The organism is Streptococcus suis (assembly GCF_046032535.1).
Classification (GTDB): Bacteria; Bacillota; Bacilli; order Lactobacillales; family Streptococcaceae; genus Streptococcus; species Streptococcus suis_AK.
Genome location: NZ_JARQPL010000010.1, coordinates 37,713 through 63,749, shown reverse-complemented (window position 1 = coordinate 63,749; position 26,037 = coordinate 37,713). Strand labels below are relative to the sequence as shown.

The 26,037-nt window shown below is 42.8% G+C and carries 24 protein-coding genes; 5 read left to right on the top strand and 19 right to left on the bottom strand.

The window, feature by feature from the left end:
- Positions 1 to 140: 140 nt before the first annotated feature.
- Complete coding sequence (locus P7J58_RS05000; protein ID WP_024412005.1) at positions 141 to 1,007, bottom strand: Rgg/GadR/MutR family transcriptional regulator; 867 nt, start codon at positions 1,005 to 1,007, stop codon at positions 141 to 143.
- Between the two features lie 302 nt (positions 1,008 to 1,309).
- Between P7J58_RS05000 and P7J58_RS04995 the strand changes: the two genes are divergently transcribed.
- On the top strand, positions 1,310 to 1,540 hold the full coding sequence (locus P7J58_RS04995; RefSeq protein WP_002938523.1) for a DNA-dependent RNA polymerase subunit epsilon: 231 nt from the start codon (positions 1,310 to 1,312) through the stop codon (positions 1,538 to 1,540).
- 3 nt (positions 1,541 to 1,543) lie between these two features.
- Positions 1,544 to 3,223: a ribonuclease J1 gene (rnjA, locus tag P7J58_RS04990; RefSeq protein WP_408555814.1), complete on the top strand. Its 1,680-nt coding sequence runs from the start codon at positions 1,544 to 1,546 to the stop codon at positions 3,221 to 3,223.
- 603 nt (positions 3,224 to 3,826) lie between these two features.
- Here rnjA and glnA read toward each other — a convergent pair.
- The 10 genes from glnA to groES form a co-directional block, all read right to left on the bottom strand.
- A complete protein-coding gene (glnA, locus tag P7J58_RS04985) occupies positions 3,827 to 5,173 on the bottom strand; it encodes a type I glutamate--ammonia ligase (RefSeq protein WP_408555813.1) in 1,347 nt (448 codons plus the stop codon).
- A gap of 40 nt (positions 5,174 to 5,213) precedes the next feature.
- Positions 5,214 to 5,573 (bottom strand): MerR family transcriptional regulator, encoded by a 360-nt coding sequence (locus P7J58_RS04980; RefSeq protein WP_408555812.1) that lies wholly within the window; start codon positions 5,571 to 5,573, stop codon positions 5,214 to 5,216.
- A gap of 77 nt (positions 5,574 to 5,650) precedes the next feature.
- Positions 5,651 to 6,166 carry an FUSC family protein gene (locus tag P7J58_RS04975; RefSeq protein ID WP_408555811.1) on the bottom strand — a complete coding sequence of 172 codons (516 nt, stop codon included), beginning with the start codon at positions 6,164 to 6,166 and terminating at the stop codon, positions 5,651 to 5,653.
- A gap of 828 nt (positions 6,167 to 6,994) precedes the next feature.
- A complete protein-coding gene (locus P7J58_RS04970) occupies positions 6,995 to 8,194 on the bottom strand; it encodes a phosphoglycerate kinase (protein WP_408555810.1) in 1,200 nt (399 codons plus the stop codon).
- Between the two features lie 147 nt (positions 8,195 to 8,341).
- Positions 8,342 to 9,352 carry a type I glyceraldehyde-3-phosphate dehydrogenase gene (gap, locus tag P7J58_RS04965; RefSeq protein ID WP_024397990.1) on the bottom strand — a complete coding sequence of 337 codons (1,011 nt, stop codon included), beginning with the start codon at positions 9,350 to 9,352 and terminating at the stop codon, positions 8,342 to 8,344.
- 197 nt (positions 9,353 to 9,549) lie between these two features.
- Positions 9,550 to 11,631, bottom strand: coding sequence for an elongation factor G (gene fusA, locus P7J58_RS04960; RefSeq protein WP_408555809.1), 2,082 nt, complete (start codon positions 11,629 to 11,631; stop codon positions 9,550 to 9,552).
- 530 nt (positions 11,632 to 12,161) lie between these two features.
- Positions 12,162 to 12,632: a 30S ribosomal protein S7 gene (gene rpsG / locus P7J58_RS04955; RefSeq protein WP_029178040.1), complete on the bottom strand. Its 471-nt coding sequence runs from the start codon at positions 12,630 to 12,632 to the stop codon at positions 12,162 to 12,164.
- Positions 12,633 to 12,648: 16 nt separating this feature from the next.
- Entirely contained in the window at positions 12,649 to 13,062 is a 414-nt protein-coding gene (rpsL, locus tag P7J58_RS04950) for a 30S ribosomal protein S12 (protein WP_002940030.1), read from the bottom strand.
- Between the two features lie 230 nt (positions 13,063 to 13,292).
- A complete protein-coding gene (gene groL / locus P7J58_RS04945) occupies positions 13,293 to 14,915 on the bottom strand; it encodes a chaperonin GroEL (protein WP_408555808.1) in 1,623 nt (540 codons plus the stop codon).
- A 13-nt stretch (positions 14,916 to 14,928) separates the two neighbouring features.
- Entirely contained in the window at positions 14,929 to 15,210 is a 282-nt protein-coding gene (gene groES / locus P7J58_RS04940) for a co-chaperone GroES (RefSeq protein ID WP_171989719.1), read from the bottom strand.
- A 197-nt stretch (positions 15,211 to 15,407) separates the two neighbouring features.
- Here groES and P7J58_RS04935 point away from each other — a divergent pair, with 197 nt between their 5' ends.
- Entirely contained in the window at positions 15,408 to 15,653 is a 246-nt protein-coding gene (locus P7J58_RS04935) for a hypothetical protein (RefSeq protein ID WP_029179426.1), read from the top strand.
- A gap of 113 nt (positions 15,654 to 15,766) precedes the next feature.
- Here the strand turns inward: P7J58_RS04935 and P7J58_RS04930 are convergent, their stop codons facing one another.
- On the bottom strand, positions 15,767 to 16,162 hold the full coding sequence (locus P7J58_RS04930) for a single-stranded DNA-binding protein (protein ID WP_114866125.1): 396 nt from the start codon (positions 16,160 to 16,162) through the stop codon (positions 15,767 to 15,769).
- A gap of 64 nt (positions 16,163 to 16,226) precedes the next feature.
- Between P7J58_RS04930 and P7J58_RS04925 the strand changes: the two genes are divergently transcribed.
- Positions 16,227 to 17,006 (top strand): DUF2785 domain-containing protein, encoded by a 780-nt coding sequence (locus tag P7J58_RS04925; RefSeq protein ID WP_408555807.1) that lies wholly within the window; start codon positions 16,227 to 16,229, stop codon positions 17,004 to 17,006.
- Between the two features lie 31 nt (positions 17,007 to 17,037).
- On the opposite strand, the gene ytpR is transcribed toward P7J58_RS04925, so the two are convergent.
- The 4 genes from ytpR to P7J58_RS04905 all read right to left on the bottom strand — a co-directional run bounded on the left by ytpR (position 17,038) and on the right by P7J58_RS04905 (position 19,434).
- Positions 17,038 to 17,661, bottom strand: a complete 624-nt coding sequence (gene ytpR / locus P7J58_RS04920; protein WP_408555806.1) for a YtpR family tRNA-binding protein — start codon at positions 17,659 to 17,661, stop codon at positions 17,038 to 17,040.
- A gap of 18 nt (positions 17,662 to 17,679) precedes the next feature.
- Positions 17,680 to 18,636 carry a DUF1002 domain-containing protein gene (locus P7J58_RS04915; RefSeq protein WP_002940021.1) on the bottom strand — a complete coding sequence of 319 codons (957 nt, stop codon included), beginning with the start codon at positions 18,634 to 18,636 and terminating at the stop codon, positions 17,680 to 17,682.
- Between the two features lie 196 nt (positions 18,637 to 18,832).
- Complete coding sequence (locus P7J58_RS04910; protein ID WP_024386832.1) at positions 18,833 to 19,153, bottom strand: thioredoxin family protein; 321 nt, start codon at positions 19,151 to 19,153, stop codon at positions 18,833 to 18,835.
- Positions 19,150 to 19,434, bottom strand: coding sequence for a DUF4651 domain-containing protein (locus P7J58_RS04905; protein WP_024398323.1), 285 nt, complete (start codon positions 19,432 to 19,434; stop codon positions 19,150 to 19,152). The genes P7J58_RS04910 and P7J58_RS04905 overlap by 4 nt, the downstream gene beginning before the upstream one ends.
- 852 nt (positions 19,435 to 20,286) lie before the next feature.
- Between P7J58_RS04905 and pepA the strand changes: the two genes are divergently transcribed.
- Positions 20,287 to 21,348, top strand: a complete 1,062-nt coding sequence (pepA, locus tag P7J58_RS04900) for a glutamyl aminopeptidase (RefSeq protein ID WP_408555805.1) — start codon at positions 20,287 to 20,289, stop codon at positions 21,346 to 21,348.
- A 320-nt stretch (positions 21,349 to 21,668) separates the two neighbouring features.
- On the opposite strand, the gene P7J58_RS04895 is transcribed toward pepA, so the two are convergent.
- The 3 genes from P7J58_RS04895 to P7J58_RS04885 form a co-directional block, all read right to left on the bottom strand.
- Entirely contained in the window at positions 21,669 to 21,809 is a 141-nt protein-coding gene (locus P7J58_RS04895) for a putative holin-like toxin (RefSeq protein ID WP_099875943.1), read from the bottom strand.
- A gap of 182 nt (positions 21,810 to 21,991) precedes the next feature.
- On the bottom strand, positions 21,992 to 24,625 hold the full coding sequence (locus tag P7J58_RS04890; RefSeq protein WP_408555804.1) for an SEC10/PgrA surface exclusion domain-containing protein: 2,634 nt from the start codon (positions 24,623 to 24,625) through the stop codon (positions 21,992 to 21,994).
- Positions 24,626 to 24,764: 139 nt separating this feature from the next.
- Positions 24,765 to 26,021 carry a bifunctional folylpolyglutamate synthase/dihydrofolate synthase gene (locus P7J58_RS04885; protein ID WP_408555803.1) on the bottom strand — a complete coding sequence of 419 codons (1,257 nt, stop codon included), beginning with the start codon at positions 26,019 to 26,021 and terminating at the stop codon, positions 24,765 to 24,767.
- Between the last annotated feature and the right edge of the window lie 16 nt (positions 26,022 to 26,037).

Genomic DNA, 26,037 nt, shown 5'->3' with positions numbered 1-26,037 from the left:
GTTGTGCTATACTAAAAAGAAAAAGAGGTGCGTTCTATGAAAAAGAATATATCAATTATTGTACTCGCTTTGTTGCTATCAATTCCAATCGTTATTGACCCATTATCCAATCCTGTCCCCATTCTCCTAACTTCTTATTTTTAAGACTCAAATCTTAAAAAATGAACCCGGATAATCGAAGCTGTCTGATCATCTATCAATTCCTGTATAGATTGAATGTAGGTTTCGATTATCTCTTTTTCTTTGTCTGAACGACCATTTTCGATATAGTCCAATAGCAGACGATAATAGCGAGCCATTATCTTTACAAAGGTATCTTTAAAACTAATCATAGACTCCATTTTATCTAAGTAATAGGAAACTTGAGAGTATATTCCTCTATCAAATAATTCCGAAATCGTATTGAGTAACGTAGATTTTATAAGTTCCTGATGTTTCCTAAGTTTATTAAAAGATTTTTCTTCCTTACATAAGTCATGAGCAAAATACAATAACATCCGATTATTCAACAACATCTGTGCATTCATAAATAGATAAAGCTCAAAACTTGTCCACTCCTCAATAGCGAAGAGATAGTCTGCCAAATATTGCCTATCTTCTTCTTCAACATTATCTATCCCTTCTAAAGCGACTAAAGCGACCTTGATAACAATAGCATTAAGCCGAGAGTAAAGTTCTCCTTCATCTGCTAACAAATCTGATGTTAATAAAGCTTTCAAAGCTTCTTTGTCCTGCTGGTAATACAAATCTGAGATGAGATTGGCCAGCTCGATATGAGGTGCTTCTTTATATCCATGGTATTTGTAAGTAAATTCTTCCATGGTCATGTTAATACCCTCGACAGCCACGATTAACTTATCCGCTGCCAACATGGATTTTCCCGATTCAAAGCGTGACAACTGTGCTGCTGTAAAGTCTCCTCTGACAACATCCTTTTGCTTAACCAAGCGAGAATTTCGGAGTTCCCTGTAAAATTCGCCTAAACTCATTTGTGGTACTGTACCCATGACTCATCCCCTTTCTTGATGCATTAAAATTCCACTTCCATTTATTATAATATCCAAATATATTTTTGTCAATTTCACTTATTATTCTGCCAAATGACTGCTTGTTTCTGAAAATCATGACACTTTTCCATTTTCCTACCAAACCCTTTTACCATCAGCCTATTTTATGGTATAATGAAGAGTAATATTTAGACTGAATAAATTGACAACTCGAGAAAATTGAATAAGCATTACCAGACAGCCCCAACTGTTTGGGGCTTTTTTCATAGTTGCCAGTCAAAAAGAAAGGAACTATACTACACATGATTTATAAAGTATTCTATCAAGAATCAAAAATTAGCCCACGTCGCGAGCAAACACGCGCTCTTTATCTAGACATCGATGCTGCGTCAGAATTGGAAGGTCGTATTATCGCGCGTGAATTGGTGGAAACCAACCGCCCTGAATACAACATCGAATTTATTGACCTCTTATCGGACAATCATCTTGAATACGAGAAAGAGCACGCAGATTTCAAAATTACGGAGTTTTAATCCATGTCATCAGTCAATCTAAAACCTCATGAAGTTGGCGTTTTTGCCATCGGTGGTTTGGGAGAAATCGGGAAAAATACCTATGGTATCGAGTATAAGGATGAAATTCTCATCGTCGATGCCGGTATCAAGTTCCCTGAAGATGACCTTTTGGGTATCGACTACGTTATCCCAGACTACTCCTACATCGTTGAAAACCTAGACCGCGTTAAAGGTCTGGTTATTACCCACGGGCACGAAGACCACATCGGAGGCATTCCCTTCTTGCTCAAGCAAGCCAATGTCCCAATCTATGCTGGACCTTTAGCTCTCGCCCTCATTCGAGGCAAATTGGAAGAACACGGACTGCTCCGTGATGCGACTTTGCATGAAATCAATCATAACACAGAGTTGACCTTCAAGCACCTCAAAGTCAGCTTCTTCCGTACCACCCACTCCATTCCAGAACCACTCGGTATTGTAGTTGACACCCCGCAAGGAAAAATCGTCTGTACCGGTGACTTTAAGTTCGACTTCACGCCTGTTGGTGAGCCAGCAGACCTTCACCGCATGGCTGCTCTCGGTGAAGAAGGCGTTCTCTGTCTCCTCTCCGACTCTACCAACGCCGAAGTTCCAACCTTTACCAACTCGGAAAAAGTGGTCGGCCAATCCATTATGAAGCTGATTGAAGGCATTCACGGACGCATTATCTTTGCCTCCTTTGCCTCCAACATCTTCCGTCTGCAACAAGCGGCTGATGCAGCTGTTAAGACTGGACGTAAAATTGCCGTCTTTGGACGTTCCATGGAAAAGGCCATTGTTAATGGTATCGAGCTCGGCTACATCAAGGTACCTAAGGATACCTTCATCGAGCCAAACGAGATCAAAGAATACCCTGCCAGCGAGATTATGATTCTCTGTACAGGTAGCCAAGGGGAACCTATGGCAGCACTCTCTCGCATCGCCCACGGTACCCACCGTCAGGTGCAACTCCAGCCAGGCGACACGGTTATCTTCTCGTCCAGTCCTATTCCGGGAAATACCACAGGTGTTAACAAGCTGATCAATATCCTGATTGAAGCCGGTGTCGATGTCATTCACGGTAAGATCAACAACATCCATACCTCTGGGCACGGCGGCCAGCAAGAGCAAAAGCTCATGCTTCGCCTAATCAAGCCAAAATACTTCATGCCTGTCCATGGCGAATACCGTATGCAAAAAATCCATGCTAGTCTGGCAGTTGATACAGGCGTGCCAAAAGACAACATCTTCATCATGGAAAACGGCGATGTCCTAGCATTGACCAAGGATTCTGCCCGCATAGCAGGGCACTTCAACGCCCAAGACATCTATGTAGATGGAAACCGTATCGGTGAAATCGGTGCAGCTGTCCTCAAAGACCGCCGTGACCTATCAGAAGACGGTGTTGTACTTGCTGTTGCAACCGTTGACTTCAAATCCAAGATGATTCTGGCAGGTCCAGATATTCTCAGCCGTGGTTTTATCTACATGCGTGAATCTGGTGAGCTTATTCGCGAAAGTCAACGCGTCCTTTTCAACGCTATCCGAATTGCTATGCGCAATAAAGATGCCAATATCCAAACGGTCAACGGAGCCATTGTTAATGCCCTACGACCATTCCTATACGAAAAAACAGAACGTGAACCGATTATTATTCCAATGGTGTTAACACCGGATAAATAGCAATTCAAAATCCCACAGGTATCTGTGGGATTTATTTTATATTACTACAATCACAATCCTTAAAAAGGACCCATCGTGCCTGATTCACTCTCTTGCTTTCAAGCTCATGAAAAATGGTCTTAGCGCCATTACTTGTTTTCTAGTTTCTTGGCTCGTGAACAAGAGACAGGGCAGAAAGTCCAGCCTCGCTTCTCAGAGTTCGTATCAACATCTCAGCGCAGTGGTTGATTGGCAGATTTGTTCGTGGTTTACACTCCAAATCTGACCTTTACGATTGATGCGAACAAGAGTTCGCCTTATTTCCAACCTCTAACTGTTTCCCAGACAGTTGGAGCTGTGCGGGGGCGGGAAGACGAACTCTTTTTAGACTAGTCGAGTTCTTTCCCACTCCAAATTCGCCATCTTGCTTTCAAGCTCATGTCCATCCCCTCGCCACGCTATTTCTTAACTCAGGCTGAAACAGTCACTTCCCTGACTGTTTCACTCCACCGGACCATTACTCGCTTTCCAATTTCTCGGCTCGTGAACAAAGGACCCGTCAGGGTCCTAATTCGCCATCTTGTTTTCAAGCTCATGAACAAAGGACCCGTCGGGGTCCTTTGTTTAATACATATCCAAATAGTTGTCGATTTCCCATCGGGAAACGTACGTTGCATAGCTTGCCCACTCGATTTTCTTAGCTTCCACAAAGTTCGTGTAAATATGGTCTCCAAGAGCTGCCCGAACAACTTCATCTTTACGGAGTGCCTTCAACGCATTATGCAAGGTTGAAGGAAGATCAGTAATGCCTGCTTCGCGGCGTTGCTCATCACTCATCGCATATATATTTGTCTCAACCGGTGTTGGAGCTTCTATCTTATTTTCGATACCATCTAAACCAACTTCTAAAAGGACAGCCATCGCTAAATATGGGTTAGCTGTAGGGTCTACCGAACGCAATTCCAAACGCGTCCCCATACCACGTGAAGCTGGAACTCGTACCAATGGCGAACGGTTTCTACCAGCCCAAGCAATATAAACAGGCGCTTCAAATCCAGGAACCAAACGTTTGTAAGAGTTAACAGTTGGGTTTGTAATAGCTGTATAGTTGTACGCATGTTCTAACAAACCACCTAAGAAATGGTAAGCTGTTTGTGATAACTGCATGCCACGTGGATCTGTTGGATCAAAGAAAGCATTATTCCCTTCCTTGTCAAAGAGTGACATGTTGCAGTGCATACCTGATCCAGCAATACCAAATTTAGGCTTGGCCATAAAGGTCGCATAAAGACCATGTTTACGAGCAATTGTTTTAACAACCAATTTAAAAATCTGGATGTTATCACAAGCTTTCAATACATCTGCATATTTAAAGTCAATCTCATGCTGTCCAACCGCAACCTCATGGTGGCTAGCTTCTACTTCAAAGCCCATTTCGGTCAAGACATTTACGATTTCACGACGAGTATTATCCGCTAGGTCAGTTGGGGCCAAGTCAAAGTAGCCACCCTTGTCATTCACTTCAAGGGTTGGATTACCCTGTTCATCCATTTTGAAAAGGAAAAACTCCGGCTCAGGTCCCAAGTTGAAAGAAGAGAATCCTGCCGCTTCCATATGGCGCAAAGCTTTTTTCAAGTTACCACGAGGGTCACCCGCAAACGGCTCCCCTTCTGTTGTGTAAATATCACAAATCAAGCCAGCTACACGTCCGTTTTCATCCCCCCAAGGGAAAATAGTCCATGTATCTAAATCTGGATAAAGATACATATCTGATTCATTGATTCGAACAAATCCTTCAATCGACGAACCATCGAACATTGCCTTATTCGACAAGACTTTATCTACCTGTTCTTCAGTCGCAGGAATTTCAACGTTTTTCATAACTCCCAAAATATCGGTAAACATTAAACGAATAAACGTTACGTTTTTCTCTTGAATGTCGCGTTTGATATCTGCTACTGTATTGGCCATTATGTCTCCTTTTATTTACTACTGATGTTAGTTAGACTGACTAACGAAAAATACTGCTACTTGGACTAGAAAAGCGTCCTTGATTACGAAGCTCATCCTGGAGAATGCGCCGCACATCTTCATCTGTCAAAGTTTTTTCCTGTTCCTGCTTCACCTTGCGATTGGCATATTCTTTTTTAATCGCCGCAATATTCAAGCCTTCATCTAGAAAATCCTTTATTTCCAACAAAAGGTCCATGTCATTCAAAGAATAGAGGCGTCGATTGCCCTCGTTACGATCAGGACAAATCAGACCATGTTCCTCGTAGTAGCGAATCTGACGCGCTGTCAAATCCGTTAATTTCATAACACTACCAATTGGAAAGACAGCCAACGATCTACGAAACTCTTTTTCTCTCATAGGCAGCTCCTTTCTGATTCCTATTATAGGGTATTTTTTTCTATCCGTCAATCAATCATGTCACATTTTGTGACACATCATTGCTTCTGAAAACGTTTTTTTATTTTGTTAATATCATAATTAACTAAAATGGCTATAAAGACACCGACAAAAGTTTCGAAAACTCTCACAAAAACATATTCTATAGCATTCCCTGACGGAATGGACAGGGTGATAATCAGCATGGCCGACACGCCACCTATAATTCCGGCCTTATTGTTCATCGCTACATTTGTCATAATCGTCAACATAACACAAACAGGGACGCAGAATAGAGTAACCAAATAGTGATTATGAAACAGACCATCTATTAAGAAAAATAGCAGAGCATAAAAGCCACCTATGGAATTACCCAAAATTCGAGATGTCCCAAAATGAACACTCTGATCAAAATCCTCCCGCAGACTAAAAACTGCTGTCAGAGCCGCAATCTGAATACCCTGCCAGCCAAAAAGACCAAACAAGAGGATAACCAGAAAAACTGCCAAACCCGACTTAAAAGTCCTCAAGCCCAACTTAAATTCTTTGGGATTAAATTTATATTTCTTGAACATACTTCTATTTTAACATGAAGCAGATGATTTGTGGGATAAATACGCTAAGTAATAGACTTGCAATATATAAAAACTAACTGAGGCTACCATTGCTACTATCTTGAAAGCAGGTTGAACATCAAAATCACCAACTCCATTTGCATGTATACTATTCAAACTCTTAATTGTCATAAAAATATACATGTGCGACAAGCCAAGAAGCAAATGCCACACCAACTTCCAACCGTTGCACCTGTCATATTTCCAGATACGTAACGAGAAAAATGAGAGTGTATGTGGCAAAGTAACTAGCCCAAGGGTTAGCACAATTGCAAGTCTCCAAATACTCTGCCATAAGTAAAAATAGATGAAAAACAAAGCAAAGGATAGGAGACAACATTGCAATAGATGCAGTTGCTCTTTCCATTGCTCAAGTTATGCTGAAAAATACTTTATCGAAGGAAGTACATGAATCGTTCTCAGCACTAAAAAACCTAATAAATGAAGAAACAAGTAGAACAATATATAGAAAAATGGACTATCGCCCGAAAGCAAATCATCAATCATATAATACTCCTAAATCTATTCACAAAAACTAGCTTGGATCAATCAAGCACTCAGAAAAGAAACCAGACCAACTCCCCCAAGATTCCTCTCTATATCAAGAAAAGAGCTGCTTTCACAACCCTTTTTATCGCCATATATTATTTCTCAGTCAAAGCTGTACCTTGCTAGACTTTCCAACTCGCTTAGCTTCGTAGAAACTCTGCGCGATGCACAAAATGCAACGGATTTCCGTTGCATTTTAGCCTTAAAATATCCCCCAGATATTTTGAGCTGACTTACCGCCTACTTTTCAGTAAGAGCAGCGAGACCAGGCAGTACTTTACCTTCGAGGAGTTCCATTGATGCACCACCACCAGTTGAGATCCATGAGAACTTGTCTGCACGGCCAAGGTTGATAGCTGCTGCTGCTGAGTCACCACCACCGATGATTGATTTCACACCTGGTTGTTTCACGATAGCGTCCATTACACCGATTGTACCAGCTTGGAAGTCTGGGTTTTCAAATACACCCATAGGACCGTTCCATACAACTGTTTTGGCACCAGTCAAGGCTTTGTCAAACTTAGCGATTGACTTAGGACCGATATCAAGACCAAGGAAGCCTTCTGAAACTGCTTCGCCTTCTGTATCGCGAACCTCAGTATAACCTGCAAATGCGTTAGCTTCTTTTGAGTCAACTGGCAAGATCAATTTGCCGTTAGCTTTTTCAAGAAGTGCTTTTGCCACATCAAGCTTGTCTTCTTCTACAAGTGAGTTACCGATTTCGATACCTTGAGCTTTGTAGAATGTGTAAGTCATACCACCACCGATAAGAACTTTGTCAGCTTTTTCAAGAAGGTTCTCGATAACACCGATCTTATCAGATACTTTTGAACCACCAAGGATTGCCACGAATGGACGTTCTGGAGTTTCAACAGCTTCTTGGATGTATGCAATTTCGTTTTCCAAAAGGAAACCAGCTACTGCTTTTTCTACGTTTGCTGAGATACCAACGTTTGATGCGTGCGCACGGTGTGCAGTACCAAATGCATCGTTAACGAAGATACCGTCACCAAGTGAAGCCCAGTATTTACCAAGCTCTTCGTCGTTTTTAGATTCTTTCTTACCATCAACATCTTCGAAACGAGTGTTTTCAACAAGGAGAACTTGTCCATCTTCCAAAGCATTGATAGCTGCTTCCAATTCAGCACCACGAGTAGCACCTGCGATGAAAGCAACGTCTTGACCCAATTTAGCTGCCAAGTCAGCTGCTACAGGAGCCAATGATTTACCTTCTTTGTCAGCTTCTTCTTTCACACGACCAAGGTGAGAGAAAAGAATCGCACGTCCACCTTGCTCAAGGATGTACTTGATTGTAGGAAGAGCCGCAGTGATACGGTTGTCGTTAGTGATAACGCCGTCTTTCAAAGGCACGTTAAAGTCCACACGGACAAGAACTTTTTTACCCTTCAATTCAACGTCTTTAACAGTCAATTTTGCCATGAGATAAAAACTCCTTAAAAATTTAATACGAGTTCATTATATCACAAATTCTCAAAAAACGATAGGACTTACCTAGCTTTCCTCACGTTTTCCGTACCTTCTATCGACAAAAAAAGAGGCCGAAGCCTCTTTGATTTTCACTAAGGATTATTTAGCGATTTTTGCGAAGTACTCAAGAGTACGAACAAGTTGTGAAGTGTAAGACATTTCGTTGTCATACCATGAAACAACTTTCACCAATTGTTTGCCGTCAACGTCAAGAACTTTAGTTTGAGTTGCGTCGAACAATGAACCGAATGAGATACCTACGATATCTGAAGAAACGATTTGGTCTTCAGTGTAACCATAAGATTCGTTTGAAGCAGCTTTCATTGCAGCGTTAACTTCTTCAGCAGTAACGTTTTTGTCAAGTACTGCTACCAATTCAGTTACAGAACCAGTTGGAACTGGAACACGTTGTGCAGCACCATCCAATTTACCGTTCAATTCTGGGATTACCAAGCCGATAGCTTTAGCAGCACCAGTTGAGTTAGGAACGATGTTTGCAGCAGCAGCACGAGCACGACGAAGGTCACCACCACGGTGTGGTCCGTCAAGAACCATTTGGTCACCAGTGTAACCGTGGATTGTAGTCATCAAACCTTCAACGATACCGAAGTTGTCATGAAGAGCTTTAGCCATTGGAGCCAAACAGTTTGTAGTACATGAAGCACCTGAGATAACTGTTTCAGTACCATCAAGGATGTCGTGGTTAGTGTTAAATACAACAGTCTTAACATCGTTACCACCAGGAGCAGTGATAACAACTTTTTTAGCACCGTTAGCGTGGATGTGTTGCTCAGCTTTTTCTTTAGAAGCAAAGAAACCTGTTGCTTCCAAAACGATATCTACACCGTCAGTAGCCCAGTCAATGTTTCCTGGCTCACGCTCAGCAGAAACTTTAACGAATTTACCGTTAACTTCAAAACCACCGTCTTTAACTTCAACAGTACCGTCGAAACGACCTTGAGTTGTGTCATATTTCAACAAGTGTGCAAGCATTGCTGGATCTGTAAGGTCGTTGATACGAGTAACTTCAACACCTTCTACGTTTTGGATACGACGGAAAGCAAGACGACCGATACGTCCGAAACCGTTAATACCAACTTTAACTACCATGAATGATTTCCTCCTTATGAAAATCGAGTTCTTTATTTTAAAAGGCAAGCCTTTTAATCCTTTTGTGAAAATTGTAACTTGTAAGCATACAGGTTACTTTTTCAACATTTTCATTATATAACTTATCCGCCAAAATAGCAAGACCTAGCTACTCTTTTTATAGAAAAAGGACCGGAAAATCCAGTCCTTAGGGGCAATTAAGCATTACCGCCGTTTTTCTTGATGATTTCATCTTGTACAGATTTTGGTACATCTTCGTAGTGGTCAAATACCATCATGAAAGTACCGCGACCTTGTGTTGCTGAACGAAGAACAGTTGCGTAACCGAACATTTCAGCAAGTGGCACATAAGCACGAACGATTTGTGTGTTACCACGAGCTTCCATACCGTCAACGCGACCACGACGTGCAGTAACGTGACCCATAACGTCACCAAGGTTATCTTCTGGTGCAGTGATGGTTACAAGCATCATTGGCTCAAGGATAGTTGGTTGAGCTGATTTAGCAGCTTCTTTAAGGGCAAGAGACGCTGCCACTTTGAAGGCTGTTTCAGATGAGTCGACATCGTGGTATGAACCATCGTAAAGCTTAGCTTTAACGTCAACGATTGGGTAACCAGCAAGAACACCGTTAGCCATAGATTCTACGAGACCTTTTTCAACCGCTGGGATGAATTCACGTGGAACCACACCACCGACGATAGCATTCTCGAACTCGAAACCTTTACCTTCTTCGTTTGGTGTGAATTCGATCCAAACATCACCGAATTGACCTTTACCACCAGACTGGCGTTTGAAGAAACCACGAGCTTGTGTAGAAGCACGGAATGTTTCACGGTATGATACTTGAGGTGCGCCTACGTTTGCTTCAACCTTGAATTCACGACGCATACGGTCAACAAGGACATCCAAGTGCAACTCACCCATACCAGAGATAACTGTTTCACCAGTTTCAACGTTTGTTTCAACGCGGAATGTTGGATCTTCTTCTGCCAATTTAGAAAGGGCGATACCCATCTTGTCTTGGTCAGCTTTAGACTTAGGCTCAACCATCAATTGGATAACTGGTTCTGGAACGTGGATAGACTCAAGGATTACTTTAGCTTTTTCATCTGTCAATGAGTCACCAGTTGTTGTATCTTTCAAACCAACCGCAGCGGCGATGTCACCAGCGTAAACAGTTTCAATTTCTTGACGGCTGTTTGCGTGCATTTGAAGGATACGTCCGATACGCTCGCGTTTACCTTTTGAAGTATTCAATACGTATGAACCGCTGTTAAGAACACCTGAGTACACACGGAAGAATGTCAAACGACCTACGAATGGGTCAGTCATGATTTTGAAGGCAAGAGCTGCAAATGGCTCTTCATCAGAAGCATGACGCTCTTCTTCAGCATCTGTATCTGGGTTGATACCTTTGATAGCTGGGATGTCAACTGGGCTTGGAAGATAGTCGATAACCGCATCAAGCATCAATTGAACACCTTTGTTCTTGAAGGCTGAACCACACAATACTGGGAAGAATTCAACGTTGATTGTTGCTTTACGGATAGCAGCTTTCAATTCGTCGTTAGTGATTTCTTCACCTTCAAGGTATTTCATCATCAACTCTTCATCAGTTTCAGCAACTGCTTCAACCAATTTTTCACGGTATTCTTCAGCTTGCTCAAGGTATTCAGCAGGAATATCTTCTTCAAGAATATCTGTACCAAGGTCGTTAGTATAGATTTCAGCTTTCATCTTGATCAAGTCGATGATACCACGGAACTCATCTTCAGAACCGATTGGCAATTGGATTGGATGAGCATTTGCTTGAAGACGCTCATGAAGTGTGCTTACTGAGTAAAGGAAGTCAGCACCGATTTTATCCATTTTGTTCGCAAATACGATACGTGGAACACCGTATTCTGTTGCTTGACGCCATACTGTTTCAGTCTGTGGTTCAACACCTGATTGTGAGTCAAGAACGGTTACCGCACCGTCAAGAACACGAAGCGAACGTTGTACTTCGATAGTGAAGTCCACGTGCCCTGGTGTGTCGATGATGTTTACACGGTGGTTGTTCCATTGAGCTGTTGTCGCAGCAGATGTGATAGTGATACCACGCTCTTGCTCTTGCTCCATCCAGTCCATTTGTGATGCACCTTCGTGAGTTTCACCGATTTTGTGGATTTTACCAGTGTAGTAAAGAATACGCTCAGTTGTCGTTGTTTTACCCGCGTCAACGTGCGCCATGATACCGATATTACGAGTTTTTTCTAGTGAAAATTCGCGTGCCATGAGGTTTGTTCTCCTATTATTTTAGTTTTATACTTTAATTATACCATATTTTAAGAAAAGCGAGTGGGCAAATCCCACCCGCTTGATTTCTTACTAATGGTGTGAAGTGGATGAGGAATCCTCAATCCAGTTTGTGATGGTTGAACGAAGTTCCTTCATCTTAGATTAAATTCAGTTAACTTGCGTATATCCAATGTCGAACTGAACTCGAACGGCCTGCTGTCAACGAAAAAAGAGACGCAATTGTTTTGGCTTTTGCCAATTACAAGTGTGGCTACCTTTAGGTATAAATCTCATTGAATGCAAAAGCATTCTGCTTCGATTTCCTATTTTTCGTCGGCAGGCACGTTCTCTGTATCTTAATTAGTTGAGTTCGGACGAAAAATTCTGGAAAAAAGAGACGCAATTGTTTTGGCTTTAGCCAATTACAAGTGTGGCTACCTTTAGGTGTAAATCTTCCTTGGACCTTAAGGTCCATCGTCTGATTTCCTATTTTTCCTTGAATTTTCTTAACGTCCTCACATCCTATCTTACCAGCGGAAGTGTGCGAATGCGCGGTTTGCTTCTGCCATTTTGTGGGTGTCTTCACGTTTCTTAACAGCTGCACCAGTGTTGTTTGCTGCATCCATGATTTCTTTCGCAAGACGGTCAACCATAGTGTGCTCACCACGGTTACGAGCGATTGTTACCAACCAACGAAGACCAAGTGTTGTACGACGCTCCGGACGAACTTCAACTGGGACTTGGTAGTTAGAACCACCGACACGACGTGCACGTACTTCAAGTACAGGCATGATGTTTTCCATTGCTGTTTCAAATACTTCAAGTGCATCGTTACCAGTTGCTTCTTTGATTTGATCAAAAGCACCGTAAACGATTGATGCAGCAGTACCACGTTTACCGTCCAACATAACACGGTTAATCAAACGAGTTACCAATTTTGAGTTATACAATGGATCTGGCAATACTTCGCGCTTAGGCGCTTGATTTTTACGACTCATTTATATTTCCCCTTTCTTAGCCTTTTGGACGTTTAGTACCGTATTTAGAACGGCCTTGCTTACGATCGTTAACACCTGCAGTATCAAGCGCACCACGAACGATATGGTAACGTACCCCTGGAAGGTCTTTTACACGTCCACCACGAAGAAGAACCACACTGTGCTCTTGCAAGTTGTGACCGATACCTGGGATGTAAGCAGTAACTTCGATAAGGTTACTCAAACGTACACGAGCAAATTTACGAAGGGCTGAGTTAGGTTTTTTAGGTGTCATTGTTCCGACACGAGTTGCAACACCGCGTTTTTGTGGTGATGAAACGTTTGTTTGAACTTTTTTACGGCTGTTGTAACCAACGTTCAAAGCTGGTGATTTAGATTTTTCTACTTTAGACTTACGTGGTTTACGTACCAACTGGTTAATTGTAGGCATCTACATTCTCCTGTATATATTTTTTATTTTTGGTGATAGAGCATTGGTGACAACCCCTATCTGTGTGTACTTTTGCAACATTTGTCAGCACGTCCCTGTACACTCTTGAGAGACCAAAAGTAAAAAGTACCGTCTAATATAGTACCACATCCCAAACCCATTGTCAAATAGATATGTTTGAAATTTTCAAGAAAAAACACAGCCAATCAGCTGTGTCATTTTGCTATTTCTTAGTAACCCATACCCATTCCATCCATACCTTGTGGCATAGCTGGAGCGGCTGGTTCTGGTTTGTTGGCAACGACTGCTTCCGTTGTCAAAATCAAGCTGGCTACAGAAGCCGCATTTTGAAGAGCAGAACGAGTCACCTTAACAGGGTCAATAATACCTGCCTCAATCATGTTGACCCATTCGCCAGTCGCTGCGTTAAAGCCAGTGCCAGGTTCTGAATTCTTCAGTTTATCAATGATAACCGAGCCTTCATAGCCTGCATTATAAGCAATTTGACGCACTGGTTCTTCCAAGGCGCGCAGGACAATATTGCGTCCTGTTTCATCATCACCTTTCAACTCCAATTTCGCTACGCTATCGATAACATTTACAAGGGCTGTACCACCACCGGCAACGATTCCTTCTTCAACTGCGGCACGTGTTGCGTTGAGGGCATCTTCGATACGGAGTTTCATTTCTTTCAACTCAGTCTCAGTAGCGGCACCGACTTTGATAACAGCAACACCGCCAGACAATTTTGCCAAGCGCTCTTGCAATTTTTCACGGTCAAATTCTGAAGTGGTTACCTCAATTTGTGACTTGATAACAGCCACACGGTTGGCAATGGCTTCAGGATTGCCAGCACCTTCAACAATAGTTGTACCATCCTTGTCGACCACAACCTTGGCAGCCTGACCAAGTGCTTCAATGGTTGCATCTTTCAAGTCCAAACCAAGGTCTTCTGTAATCACTGTACCACCAGTCAAAATCGCGATGTCTTCCAACATAGCTTTACGACGGTCACCAAATCCTGGCGCCTTAACAGCAACAACGTTGAATGTACCACGAATCTTGTTGAGAACAAGGGTAGGAAGAGCTTCACCATCCACATCGTCAGCAATAATCAACAATGGACGGTTAGTCTGAAGAATGCTTTCCAAGAGTGGCAAAATGTCTTGGATATGAGAAATTTTCTTATCTGTAATCAAGATAAATGGATTTTCAAGTTCAGCTACCATCTTTTCATTATCTGTTACCATGTATTGTGACAGATAACCACGGTCGAATTGCATACCTTCAACCACATCCAATTCTGTTTCCATACCGCGAGATTCTTCAATGGTGATAACACCATCTGTACCCACGCGCTCCATTGCTTCTGAAATGTACTCACCAACTTTTTCAGAACGGGAAGATACCGCTGCTACCTGAGCAATTTCAGCTTTATTGGATACTGGGCTTGCCTGAGCTTTCAAGGCTTCAACCGCTGTCGCAACTGCTGCTTCAATCCCACGACGGATACCAATTGGGTTGGCACCTGCAGTTACGTTTTTCAAGCCTTCACGAACAATAGCCTGAGTCAATACAGTTGCAGTTGTTGTACCGTCACCGGCAATGTCATTGGTTTTTGAAGCCACTTCGGATACCAACTTAGCACCCATATTTTCAAAATGATCTTCCAACTCGATTTCTTTTGCAATGGTTACACCATCATTAGTAATAAGTGGTGAGCCATAAGCCTTTTCCAAAACAACATTGCGACCTTTTGGACCCAAGGTTACTTTGACTGTATCAGCCAAAATATCGACACCACGGACCATGCTTTCACGTGCATCTGCTGCAAATTTAATTTCTTTTGCCATTTTCCTACCTCTTTTATTCTACGATTGCCAAAACATCTGCTTCACGGATGATGTGAACAGTCTGGTCTCCGTCTTTGACTTCCAAGCCTGCATGAGCATCAATCAACACTGTGTCACCAACTGCCACAGCAGGTGCAACCAGATCTCCGTTCAAGGTACGAATCCCTTGTCCAATCGCTAGGACACTTGCTTCTTTTGTCTTTTCTTGGCTTGCACCTGCAAGGACAAAACCACCAACTGTTTGTTCTTTTTCTTCAATTTTTACGACGATACGATCGCCCAATGGTTTTAACATTCTACTACCTCCTGGTATTTTTAGCACTCTACACTCGTGAGTGCTAACTCACATTTCCTATTGTATCACTTGGTCAAAAATAGTCAAGAAAATTCTATTCCTTTTTCGTGAAAATCCTTCTTAAGTATGAGACAGATTTTACCTATTCATTATTGGCAAACTATGTTATACTATTTTTAACAAGTTAGGGGGTATTCATGAAATTTTTTAGAGATTTAAAAACAGATTACCTTGAAAGCCGATTTTCAGCCTACGAAAGTTTTGCAGAATGGTTTTTAAAACGTAAATTAGGCTTTTGGGGGAAGATGACTTTTGCCTATCTACTCTGGCTCGTCTGGATATTTTTCTTTAGCCACCCTCACTACATCATCTTTTTCTTTTATGGCGTTATCCTATTGTCACTGATTGTTATGCTAGTAGAATGGTGGAAATATAGAAAATGAACAGCAAAAAACACCAACTTTTGTCGGTGTTTTTAAGGAGATATGAAAAATATTTAGGATTGACTATAGTATAGCCTACTTTTCAACATTCTCCATCGGTCTTGAGACCGATATTAAAACGGCAATTCCTCCTCTTCCAAAACCAAATCAGCCAGGTCATCGCCAGTATTGTTTTCTCGCATGGCACGTTGGGCACGGCTTTCGAGCAACTGGAAGGTATTGCCCAAGATTTCCGTCACATAGTGGTTGCTGCCGTCTTTTTCGTATTTACGGGTTCGCAATTCGCCATCAACAGAAATCAGACTCCCCTTACTGCCATAAGAGACAAGTGTTTCCGCCAGTTTGCCCCAGAAAATGACATTGAGAAAATCCGCTTCACGTTCGCCATTTTCTGTCTTAAAACGGCGGTTGACTGCGACGGTTACACGGGTCAGATTTTTACCGTTAGGGGTTTGAGTGAGTTCGGGTTGGGCCGTCAAGCGACCGATTAGAATTGTTTTATTATACATCTTATATCCTCCTACTTTTCTATTCGTAGGAAAGATGATAAAATGGTAAAAAAGGAGAAAATTTATGAAAAATATCCTTATCTCAAAGTTGCAAGCTACCCAAGCTTATACCAATCAGGAACTAGTCTGGTTGTTGGAAAACATCGGTCATCCTGAGCCTGCTATACGCGATGAATTGGTTTATGCTAGTTTTTGCCACATCTTTCTAGATGGTTTGATTACAAGAGAACAAGCACAGGAATTACTTCAACGTTCACAGGACACCAAGCCTTTTTCCCTAGAAGTATCCACACTAAAACGAAGTTTTACTTGCTTGCTTTACTGTCTTTTGCTGTCTGTCGATAATGATTCTGAGTCTATTTATCATGCATTTTTAAATGACGAGGACCGCGAGCTACTCTTCCAACAAGCCTTGGATTATTTGACGATTGAACATGACTGGTCTGGCTACGATGAAAAACTCGGTTGGATCCATACCGCTGCCCACGGAGCAGATTTTCTTCTGACTGCAAGCTGTCATGATCAATTTCCCGCTGAAAAAAGCAAAGAAGTCTGGCAAACTATTGTCACTTGTCTAACTAAACAAAGTAAAGTTTTCTCAGCTGGCGAGGAAATCCGTTTGGCACAAATTCCTGTCTACCTCCTGCTGAATGAAAAAGTGTCAAGCCAAGAGCTGACGGAATGGATTAGCAAGCTGGACTTTCCAAATCAAGAACCAGTAGACTACTTCCGGTGGCTCAATCTCCAACATTTTCTGTCTAGTCTTTACTTCCAACTTAGGTCACATCAAGCATCGACCGAAGAAATCGAACAGGCTATTGAAAGAAAAATTGAACCAGCATAAAAGAATTGGCCAAGCGACCAATTCTTCTTTTCTATCCCTTCCAGTGTTTTACTGGATCAAAGGCTTCTCCGACTACTGCGGAGTCGTCTAATTCGATAATACCACGGACTTGTGGTGCGTTTGGCAGAGCCAATTCACGCGGACTGCACATCATACCAAAGCTATCTTCACCACGTAGTTTTCCTGGGAAAATCAAGCTACCGCTCGGCATCATTGCCCCCGGAAGAGCCACAATGGTTTTTAGGCCTTGGGCAGCATTCGGTGCTCCAGCTACGATTTGCACCGTTTTGTCCCCAACATTGACCTGACAGATATTGAGGTGGTCGCTGTCTGGATGCGGAACCAGTTCCACAATCTGACCAACAACAAATTTCGGACTATTGTCGTTGACCAAGCTCTCAGCAAAGCCTTCTTCTGCTAAAGCTGCATTCAAGGTCGCAACTTGCTCATCTGTCAAGAAAACTTGACCATTTCCAGCAAGCTCAACCAAACTTGATGCTTCAAAAATATTCCAGGCCACTGTTTTTCCTGTTTCCTCAAGAAAGACACGCGCTACTTGACCCTTGCGTTCAAACTGAACAGGCTGACCCTTGTCTTCAGCCACAATCACCATAAGAACATCGCCGACGTGTTCCTTATTATATGTAAAAATCATTTCTTTTTCATTTCTCCTTTATGCAAATAGACCGGTCAAGCCTTTCCAAAGATTTTCAAAGAAGGCACCGATTTTTTCTAAAATCCCTGAATCTTGTAAATTCTTATAGGCTTCTGAAATTTGTTGCTCCGCCTGTTGCTTGAACTGGTTGAGCTGGGCAGCAACCTCAGCCGAATCAATAGCAGAGGTTTCCTGATAAGCTTTGGCAAATGTGACTAGCTTAGAAATTTCATCTGCTGTGATGACATTTTCCAAACCGTTATTGGCCAAGACATCGTTAATCATAGTATTGATGTCTGATTCGGAAGCTACCTGGCCATTGGACTTTTTGTAGTCGGCAAGAGCAGTCTTGATTTCCGCCACTGCCTTATCCAAGGCCGAACTATCAAAATTAGTGTCACCTGTGTGAGCCGTTGCCACTTCATTGACTGTCTCTAGCTCCTGTTGAGCTACTTCAGTTCGAGCGGTATCAACTGTTTCACCATTGGCTGCAAGAGCCTTGTAAACACCTGTCAGGGCGGACTCTCCCGTCACCTGAATGGGTGCCGCAACGTCAATCAAGACATCTGTCGCACCAGCTGTAATAGCCGCATTGGCATACTGCGTTTCGGTAATCAAGGTGATGTTCTGTGGCGTCTTAATATCCACCACAACCCCTTTGCCAGCGTCCTGCTTTTGCACCAAGACAGATGAATAGAGGGAGGCTGTGTCCGCTCCAGATGTACCTAAATATTGGTCCATATCCGCGCCAACAACCACCTGACGACTGACATTATTAACATCCGAAATACCAAATAGATTGTTAACCTCTGTTGCCTGCGCATCTGACAAACCTCCACCGTAGACCAGTGTTGGCTTGCCCCATTTTTCATTGATAACATCTGTTTGAATCTCAGCTTGCACCAAGGGAGCGAGACTCAAACTCAAGCCCAGCACCACGGGTGCTAGAAGAATTTTTCCTAGTGATTTCTTCATGTTTTTCCTTTCTTTTGGGAAATGGGAGTGGGAAAGAACTCGACCATCCATAGAAGAGTTCGTTTTCCCACCCCCGCACAGTTGATTAGGTCAGATTTGGAGTGTAAAACACGAACAAATCTGCCAATCAACCACTGCGCTGAGATGTTGACACAAACCCTGAGAAGTGGCGCTGGACTTTTTGCCCAGCCTCGATTTACCTACCCAGTCCAGATAAGAAGTTCATGATTTCTTCCTTGGTCTTGCGATTCTTATCGACAAAACGACCGATTTCCTGCCCATTTTCCAAAACAACCAGACTTGGAATGCCTAAAATAGCCCATTCTTGTGCTAAAGGCATAAAATCATCTCGGTCCAGTTGCACAAAACGGAGATCTGGAAAAGCTTCTTCGATAGCTGGCAAATGCGGTTTGATATAGTGGCAATCTCCACACCAAGTCGTCACAAATAGAAAAACAGTTGGCTTACCATCTTCAATCAAGGCAGCTACTTCTTCAAGATTTGTTGGAAAAATCATCTTTCTTCCTCCCTGTACTGAATAGAACCTTGGGTATTTTCAAATAAAAATACCTGTCCTACCTCCATCACAACCCCGCCAATAAGCTGGTCACGAGTTGAGGCTGTTTCATCCACATAGACCGTGGCAATCTCTCCTAAATCAGCGAAAAAGTCACGCACCTCCTGCAAGGCCTGTGCTTTTTTACGGTCTTCTTGGATTTTACGGTAAAATTGAGCACTAGCGGTGAGCACACCTGCCCCCAATAAGCCTGCTAGCAAGGCTGTCTTCTTCTTTTTCATGTTGACTATTTTATCATATTTCTCCGGATTTTTCCCAAAAATGCCATTGGACTTGTGACAGCTGAGACAAACTCGCACCACTTGACAAAAGACTTAAAAATAGATAGAATGGTCTTACAGTGATAAATGTTTGTCAACACTTGGCAATCAAAAAGCCCCCAACGTTCCCAGCGTTGAGGGTTTTCTTTTGGAGCGAGACAGAACAAATGAGTTCGTCAACAAGTCCTTGTTTTCAGTTGTTGAGCTAAAACGGTCTATTCCCAGACCGTTTCAGTCTCACCCACGCATAGCTCCAAAGGTTCGGGGAACCTTTGGAGGTTGGAGATAGAGCGAACAATGTTCGCAACAAAGGTAATGGTCAGATTTGGAGTGTGAAACACGAATTGCTGAGATTTGCTCTGCAAATCCCATCTCCAACCTTTAACAGTCCCCCAGACTGTTAAAGCCAATCAACCACTGCGCTGAGATGTTGACACAAACTCTAAGTCATAAATCCCACTCTATTGTCACGATTGTTGAGCCATCTTTCAAACAAAACTGTTAGAAAACTGACGAACAAAGGTACAAGAAAAACTGTGATATAGTCTTTTAGTTTACTTTTAGTACGAGGCAATGAGCCGCAGACATAACTGAAGTTAGGCAAGGCGAATTAACGAAGTAATAAAAGAAAAACTAAATGACGATAAATGCTTCCCACACTTAACAATCACTCCCCTCTCTATTTTGAGGGGCATTTCTATCCTAGTAAATTTCAAGCATTCTTGTCAACACTATCCATATTTTTCTATATTTTCAAGACAAGTCTAGCTCTTCGTGATAAAATAGTAGTAATCATGTCATGGAGGAAGAAGAATGACTCTTTTTGAAAAAATTAAAGAAGTAACCGAATTGCAAAGTTTACCAGGATTTGAAGGACAAGTCCGCAACCATATCCGCCAAAAAATCACGCCACATGTAGACCGCATCGAAACAGATGGACTAGGTGGAATTTTTGGCATTAAGGATACGGCTGTTGAAAATGCTCCTCGTATCCTAGTAGCTGCCCACATGGATGAGGTTGGCTTTATGATTAGCCAAATCAAGCCAGACGGTACTTTCCGTGTTGTTGAGCTAGGTGGCTGGAATCCTCTGGTTGTTTCTAGCCAAGCCTTCACCCTTCAGTTGCAGGACGGTCGTACCATTCCAGCCATCTCAGGCTCAGTACCACCTCACCTTTCACGGGGGGCTAACGCTCCTGGCATGCCTGCCATTGCTGATATTATTTTCGATGCTGGTTTCGCCAATTATGACGAAGCCTGGGCTTTCGGCCTTCGTCCGGGGGATGTCCTGGTTCCCAAAAATGAAACTATCCTTACTGCCAACGGAAAAAATGTTATTTCTAAGGCTTGGGACAACCGCTTCGGTGTCCTTATGGTGACGGAATTGCTGGAAAGTCTATCCGGTCAATCATTGCCAAATCAGTTGATTGCTGGGGCCAATGTGCAAGAAGAGGTTGGTCTACGTGGAGCTCATGCTTCTACAACCAAGTTCAATCCAGACATTTTCCTTGCTGTTGATTGCTCACCAGCTGGAGATATTTACGGCGACCAAGGAAAAATTGGTGACGGTACACTACTTCGTTTCTATGATCCAGGTCATATCATGTTAAAAAACATGAAAGACTTCCTCCTCACAACTGCCGAAGAAGCAGGTGTCAAATTCCAATACTACTGTGGTAAAGGTGGAACAGATGCTGGTGCAGCCCACTTGAAAAACCACGGCGTTCCATCAACGACAATCGGTGTCTGCGCTCGCTATATCCATTCCCATCAAACCCTTTATAGCATGGATGACTTCCTAGAGGCTCAAGCCTTCTTGCAAGCCATCGTTAAAAAACTAGATCGCTCAACGGTTGATTTGATCAAGAATTATTAGACAGTTATGCAAAGCGAAGAAGTACCCTTTGATCGCTGAGTCTACCCAACTAGTAAAAAATAATATAGCAGTAAACGCTCTCTAACCTATATCGTCATATTCTGGCATTCACCGATAAGTCTGAACCTACTATAAGAAACAAACCTATAGCAAACGAATCACCAAAGTTAACATAGCGTTTGCATTTTACAAGTAATCTGTTATAATAAAAATGGAAAAAGAGCTGGACGGCAATCCAGCTCCGAATGTAGAACCGTTAAAAAGACGGTGGCTCGTATTACAGATTTAATCCGTCCTACTCGCGCAAAAGTGGGGACGGGTTATTTTTTGTCTTCATCTTTGAAGATTTTATAGCCCAAACCAATCAAAGCAACTGTGAAACCACCGAAACTTAAAATCGTCTGCACAACTTCAAAAGCTGTCAAAAGAACGCTCCTCCTTTCCGTCAGATTTTGATGAATTGCCCATAGGCATCACCTCACTTTCAGAAAATCAAGAGCTACCGTCTTCACTTTTCTACTCATCTAGTGTATCATATTTCATCCCTAAAAATTGTTGGAATAGCGTAGTCTTTCCGAAATTTTTAGCAATCCAAAAAATCTTCCTACTGTCATAGTAAGAAGATTTTTTTCATATTCGCTACCTATCCTTGTTTGCGTCTTCTTGCACTTGCAAGACCAAGACTAGATAATACTGCCACACCTGCGAGTGCCAACAAACTTGTTTGCTCCCCTGTGTTTGGCAAGGTCTTAGCACGGTCTACACGTGAGTATGTCACTTTTTCCCCAGTAGCTGTTTGTGTCACGGTGACACCTGCTTGTGGGTTCGCCACCACAACCTTACCGTCAACAACTTTCACATCTTGACCTTTATCAAGAGTTTGTTTGATGGCATCTACATCAACAGCTGGTTTTTCAGCAGCAGTTGGTGCATCTTTTGGTACTGCAATGATTGTTCCGTCTGGAAGTGTTGCAATCACATTGTCTTTTGCTTTGTCTTCAAGGTCTTTGAGTTTGTCGTATTCTGCTTGAAGTTCAGCCAATTTGCTTTCTTCTTCAGCAAGTTTAGCAGTAACAGTTTCAAGTTTGTTTTGTGCTGTTTCAGCTTTAGCTTGTGCGTCTGCAAGAGCTGCTTGTTTTTCTGTAAGTGTTGCTTGAGCTTCAGCAAGAATTGCTGGTGCTTCAAGATAACCTTTCAACTCAGTAGCAAGTGCTTTTGCTTCTTCAACCAAACGGTCTTTTTCTGCAAGAAGAGCGACTTTATCTTTGTTCAAGCTATCAAGTGTACCTTGTTGTTTAGCAAGTTCAGCCTTAGCTGTTTCAAGAGCTTCAGCTTTTGCAGTAGCAGTAGCTTGTGCTTGAGCAAGTTCAGCTTTCGCTGTATCAAGTGCAGCTTTCTTATCAGCAAGATTTGCTGAGAAGTTGTCAACAGCCTTTTGTGCGTCTGTTTTGCGTGCTTCAGCATTTTGAAGAGCAATCTCAGCAAGACGTAGGTTATTTTCTGCTACCTGTGTTTGAAGCGGTGTTGCAGTAGCATCAGCAAGAGTTTTCTCTGCTTGAGTCTTCAATTCAAGAGCCTTAGCGTAATCTGAGCTTGTTTTTACAAGATTTGCTTGAGCAGTATCGGATGCGGCTTGTGCTGCTGATTGGTCTGCCTGAGCTTTAGCAAGGGCAGCTTGAAGAGTAGCTGGATCATTTGGGTTTGCGATTGGGGTGCCTGAATTTGTAAATGCAATAACAAGATAATTTTGACCATTGATTTGTACAGGTGCAACACCAACTTTTGAACCGAAAACAAGGTTGTTTGTTAGATGACCCCAGTTAGATGGAGCATCAGCAAATGATGTTGCTAAGAATGTATCAAATGCATTTGATTTCAAGTCATACATTGTGGAAATTGTTCCGATAGTACCAACATTTTCTGCGGCTTGTTTTTCAGCAAGTGAAACGTGACCGTTATCAATGATGTTTGTACCACGAGTAATGTATTTAGCGACTTGTTCTTTGGCAATAGCAATAGCATCTTTACTTGTTGTGACAACTGAGTTCAAGCCCATTGCTTGACGCAATTCAGTGATTAGCATTGCATAATATTGAGATAAGTCTGTTAACTGTTCGTCTGTAATGTTAGTTACATCAACAATTTTTGACTTATCATCTTGACCAATCTTAGTTGAAGATTGCTCAATAACAGTTGCACCAGAGTCAGTCATGAAGTCTGAGTCGCCTTCGGCTTTATCAGCTTTGAATTGAGTCAAGTCTGCAATTGTTACAGTGTCAACATTTGCCAAAGCATCAGTTGCAGTTTTAACAGCGTCATTTGTTTTATTGAGTGTGTCAGTTGTTGTTTTAGACTCATCTTGAGCAGCTGTCAATTTTGCTTTTGCTGTATCAACAGCGTCTGATTTTACAGCAACCTCAGTTTCAGCAGCTTTGATTTTTGCATCACGGTCTGCGTCAGCTTTCTTAGCGTCTTCAACGGCTTGGGTTGCAGTATTAACGTTAGCTTTAGCATCTGTAACAGCTTTGCTTGCATTATCAAGGTTAGCTTGAGCTTCAGCAAGTCCAGTTCCTGAGAGTGCATCTTGTGCTGCTTTTACGTCAGCTTCTTTAGCAGTGACAGTAGCGTCAGCTGCGTCTTTTTCTGCTTGGGCAGTATCAACAGCAGTTTGAGCATCAGCGACTTTATTAGTTTGGTCTGCAATTTCAGCGTTAACTTGGTCAGTTTCAGTAGCGTTAGCAGTTTGGTCTGCAAGGTTAGCTGCTTGGTCAGCTTGGTTTGCTGCAATGTTTTCTGGTGTTGCGTTTACGGTATTTGCTTCAGCATCTTTGACTGCTTGTATTGCAGTATCAACGTCTGCTTGAGCAGTGGTAACAGCTTGGTTAGCTGCGTCTGCATCAGCTTGAGCTTGGTTAGCTTCAGTAGCAGTTGCATCAACAACAGCTTGTTGTGCATCAAGAGCTGGTTTAACATCAGCTGAGGTTTTAGGTGCTTCGACAGCTGTTGTTTCAGTTGCTGGTGTTTCAGTTGTAACTGGAGCTTCAACATTTGATGTTGCCAATGATGCTTGAGCTTCTTCATAAGAAGAGTAAGTTCCATTTGGTTCAGATTTTACAATTTCGCCTGTAGCGTGGTTAACAGTTTGCCACTCCCCGGTCACACGGTTTAAGAAAATACCATATTGTGTGTCTGCTGATACGGTAGACGCACCAACGGTTGCAAGGGTGATAGCAGTAGTTGCCGCGATTGTGACATATATATACTTGTTCTTTTTCATTTTTTCCTCCTGATGAGCTAATAGGAAGGGCTTGGCCGAAGTGTCAAGCCCTGCTATACTAGTATAGCAGGGCTTTTGTCAAGTATTTTGCATGATTTTTAAGAATTTTGTCAAAAAATTTTTGGGAAAAATTTTAATATCAGAATAACTTTTCTAAAACATACTTCCTCACATGGGTAATGAAATATAGCGAGCCTGTAATCAGGTAGAGTTTTTTGGGATTGTCCAAGTCCGCCTGTTCCAACCACTCCTGATAGGTCTGAACTCGTTCATAACCTGACGGATAATCTTCTAGCTGCACCGCACGGAAATCGTCAAAGGTTGTCACGCTAACAGTTCCAAATTGACTAAGCTGGGACAACATCTGGTCCACTGGCTTAGTATTGATAGCTGCAAAGAGGATTTCAATATCTCTGTCCGCATATTTTTCCTCTAGGAGCTGGGTCAGGACGGCGATACTTTCATTATTATGGGCTCCGTCAATCATAAGCGTGGGTTTGATTAATTCTAAGCGGCCTGGCCAGATGGCTTGGGACAAGCCCTGGCGGATGGTTTCATCGGTAATCTTTGGAAAATGAGGGCTGATGAGCTGGGCAGTTGTCACTGCCAAGGCTGCGTTGACCTCTTGGTGACGCCCCTGCATCTGTAGTCTTAAATCCTCAACTCGATCGAAGGGGCTTGAAACTGCAAAGCCTGCTCTGCTATTTTCCAAAAGAATCTCCCGCCCCACCGCATAGGTCGGACTCTGAAGCTGACGAGACTGCTCCTCAAAAACTGCCACCACTTCTGGCAAATCGGTCGCATAGACGAGCGGAACCCCCTCACGCAAGACGGCGACCTTGTGACGGGCTATGGCTGCGTGAGTCTCCCCCAAAAATGCCTGATGATCCAAGCCAATGGAGGGGCAAATCACCGCCAAGGGGGCAAGGACATTGGTCGCATCCTGCAAACCGCCCATACCGGCCTCCACCAAGAGAATATCGGGACGCTGATAGTGAGCGAAATAGACGAACATGGCCACAACGACAATCTCAAACTCTGAGATGGCATCCAGTCCAGCCGTCTGGTCCAAGTCCTCAATCAAGGGTTGCAAGTCTGTCACAATCCTCGCAAAATCTTCCTCCGAAATCATCTCTTGCTCAAAGACAATCTGCTCTCGGAAATCAATAATGGACGGCGAGGTAAAGCGACCAACGGTGTAACCCGAAGACCGTAAGATCGACTGCAAGGCGTTGAGGGTCGAGCCCTTGCCATTTGTACCTACGAAGTGAACGGTCGGCACTTGAAGCTGGGGATTGTCCAAGCGTTCCAAAATCCAGCTGACACGTGCAACGCCATTTTCTAAATCTGATGCAGGACGACTAGATAGCCACTGCCTCACTTCAACATAATTCATGATTTCCTCTCTATAA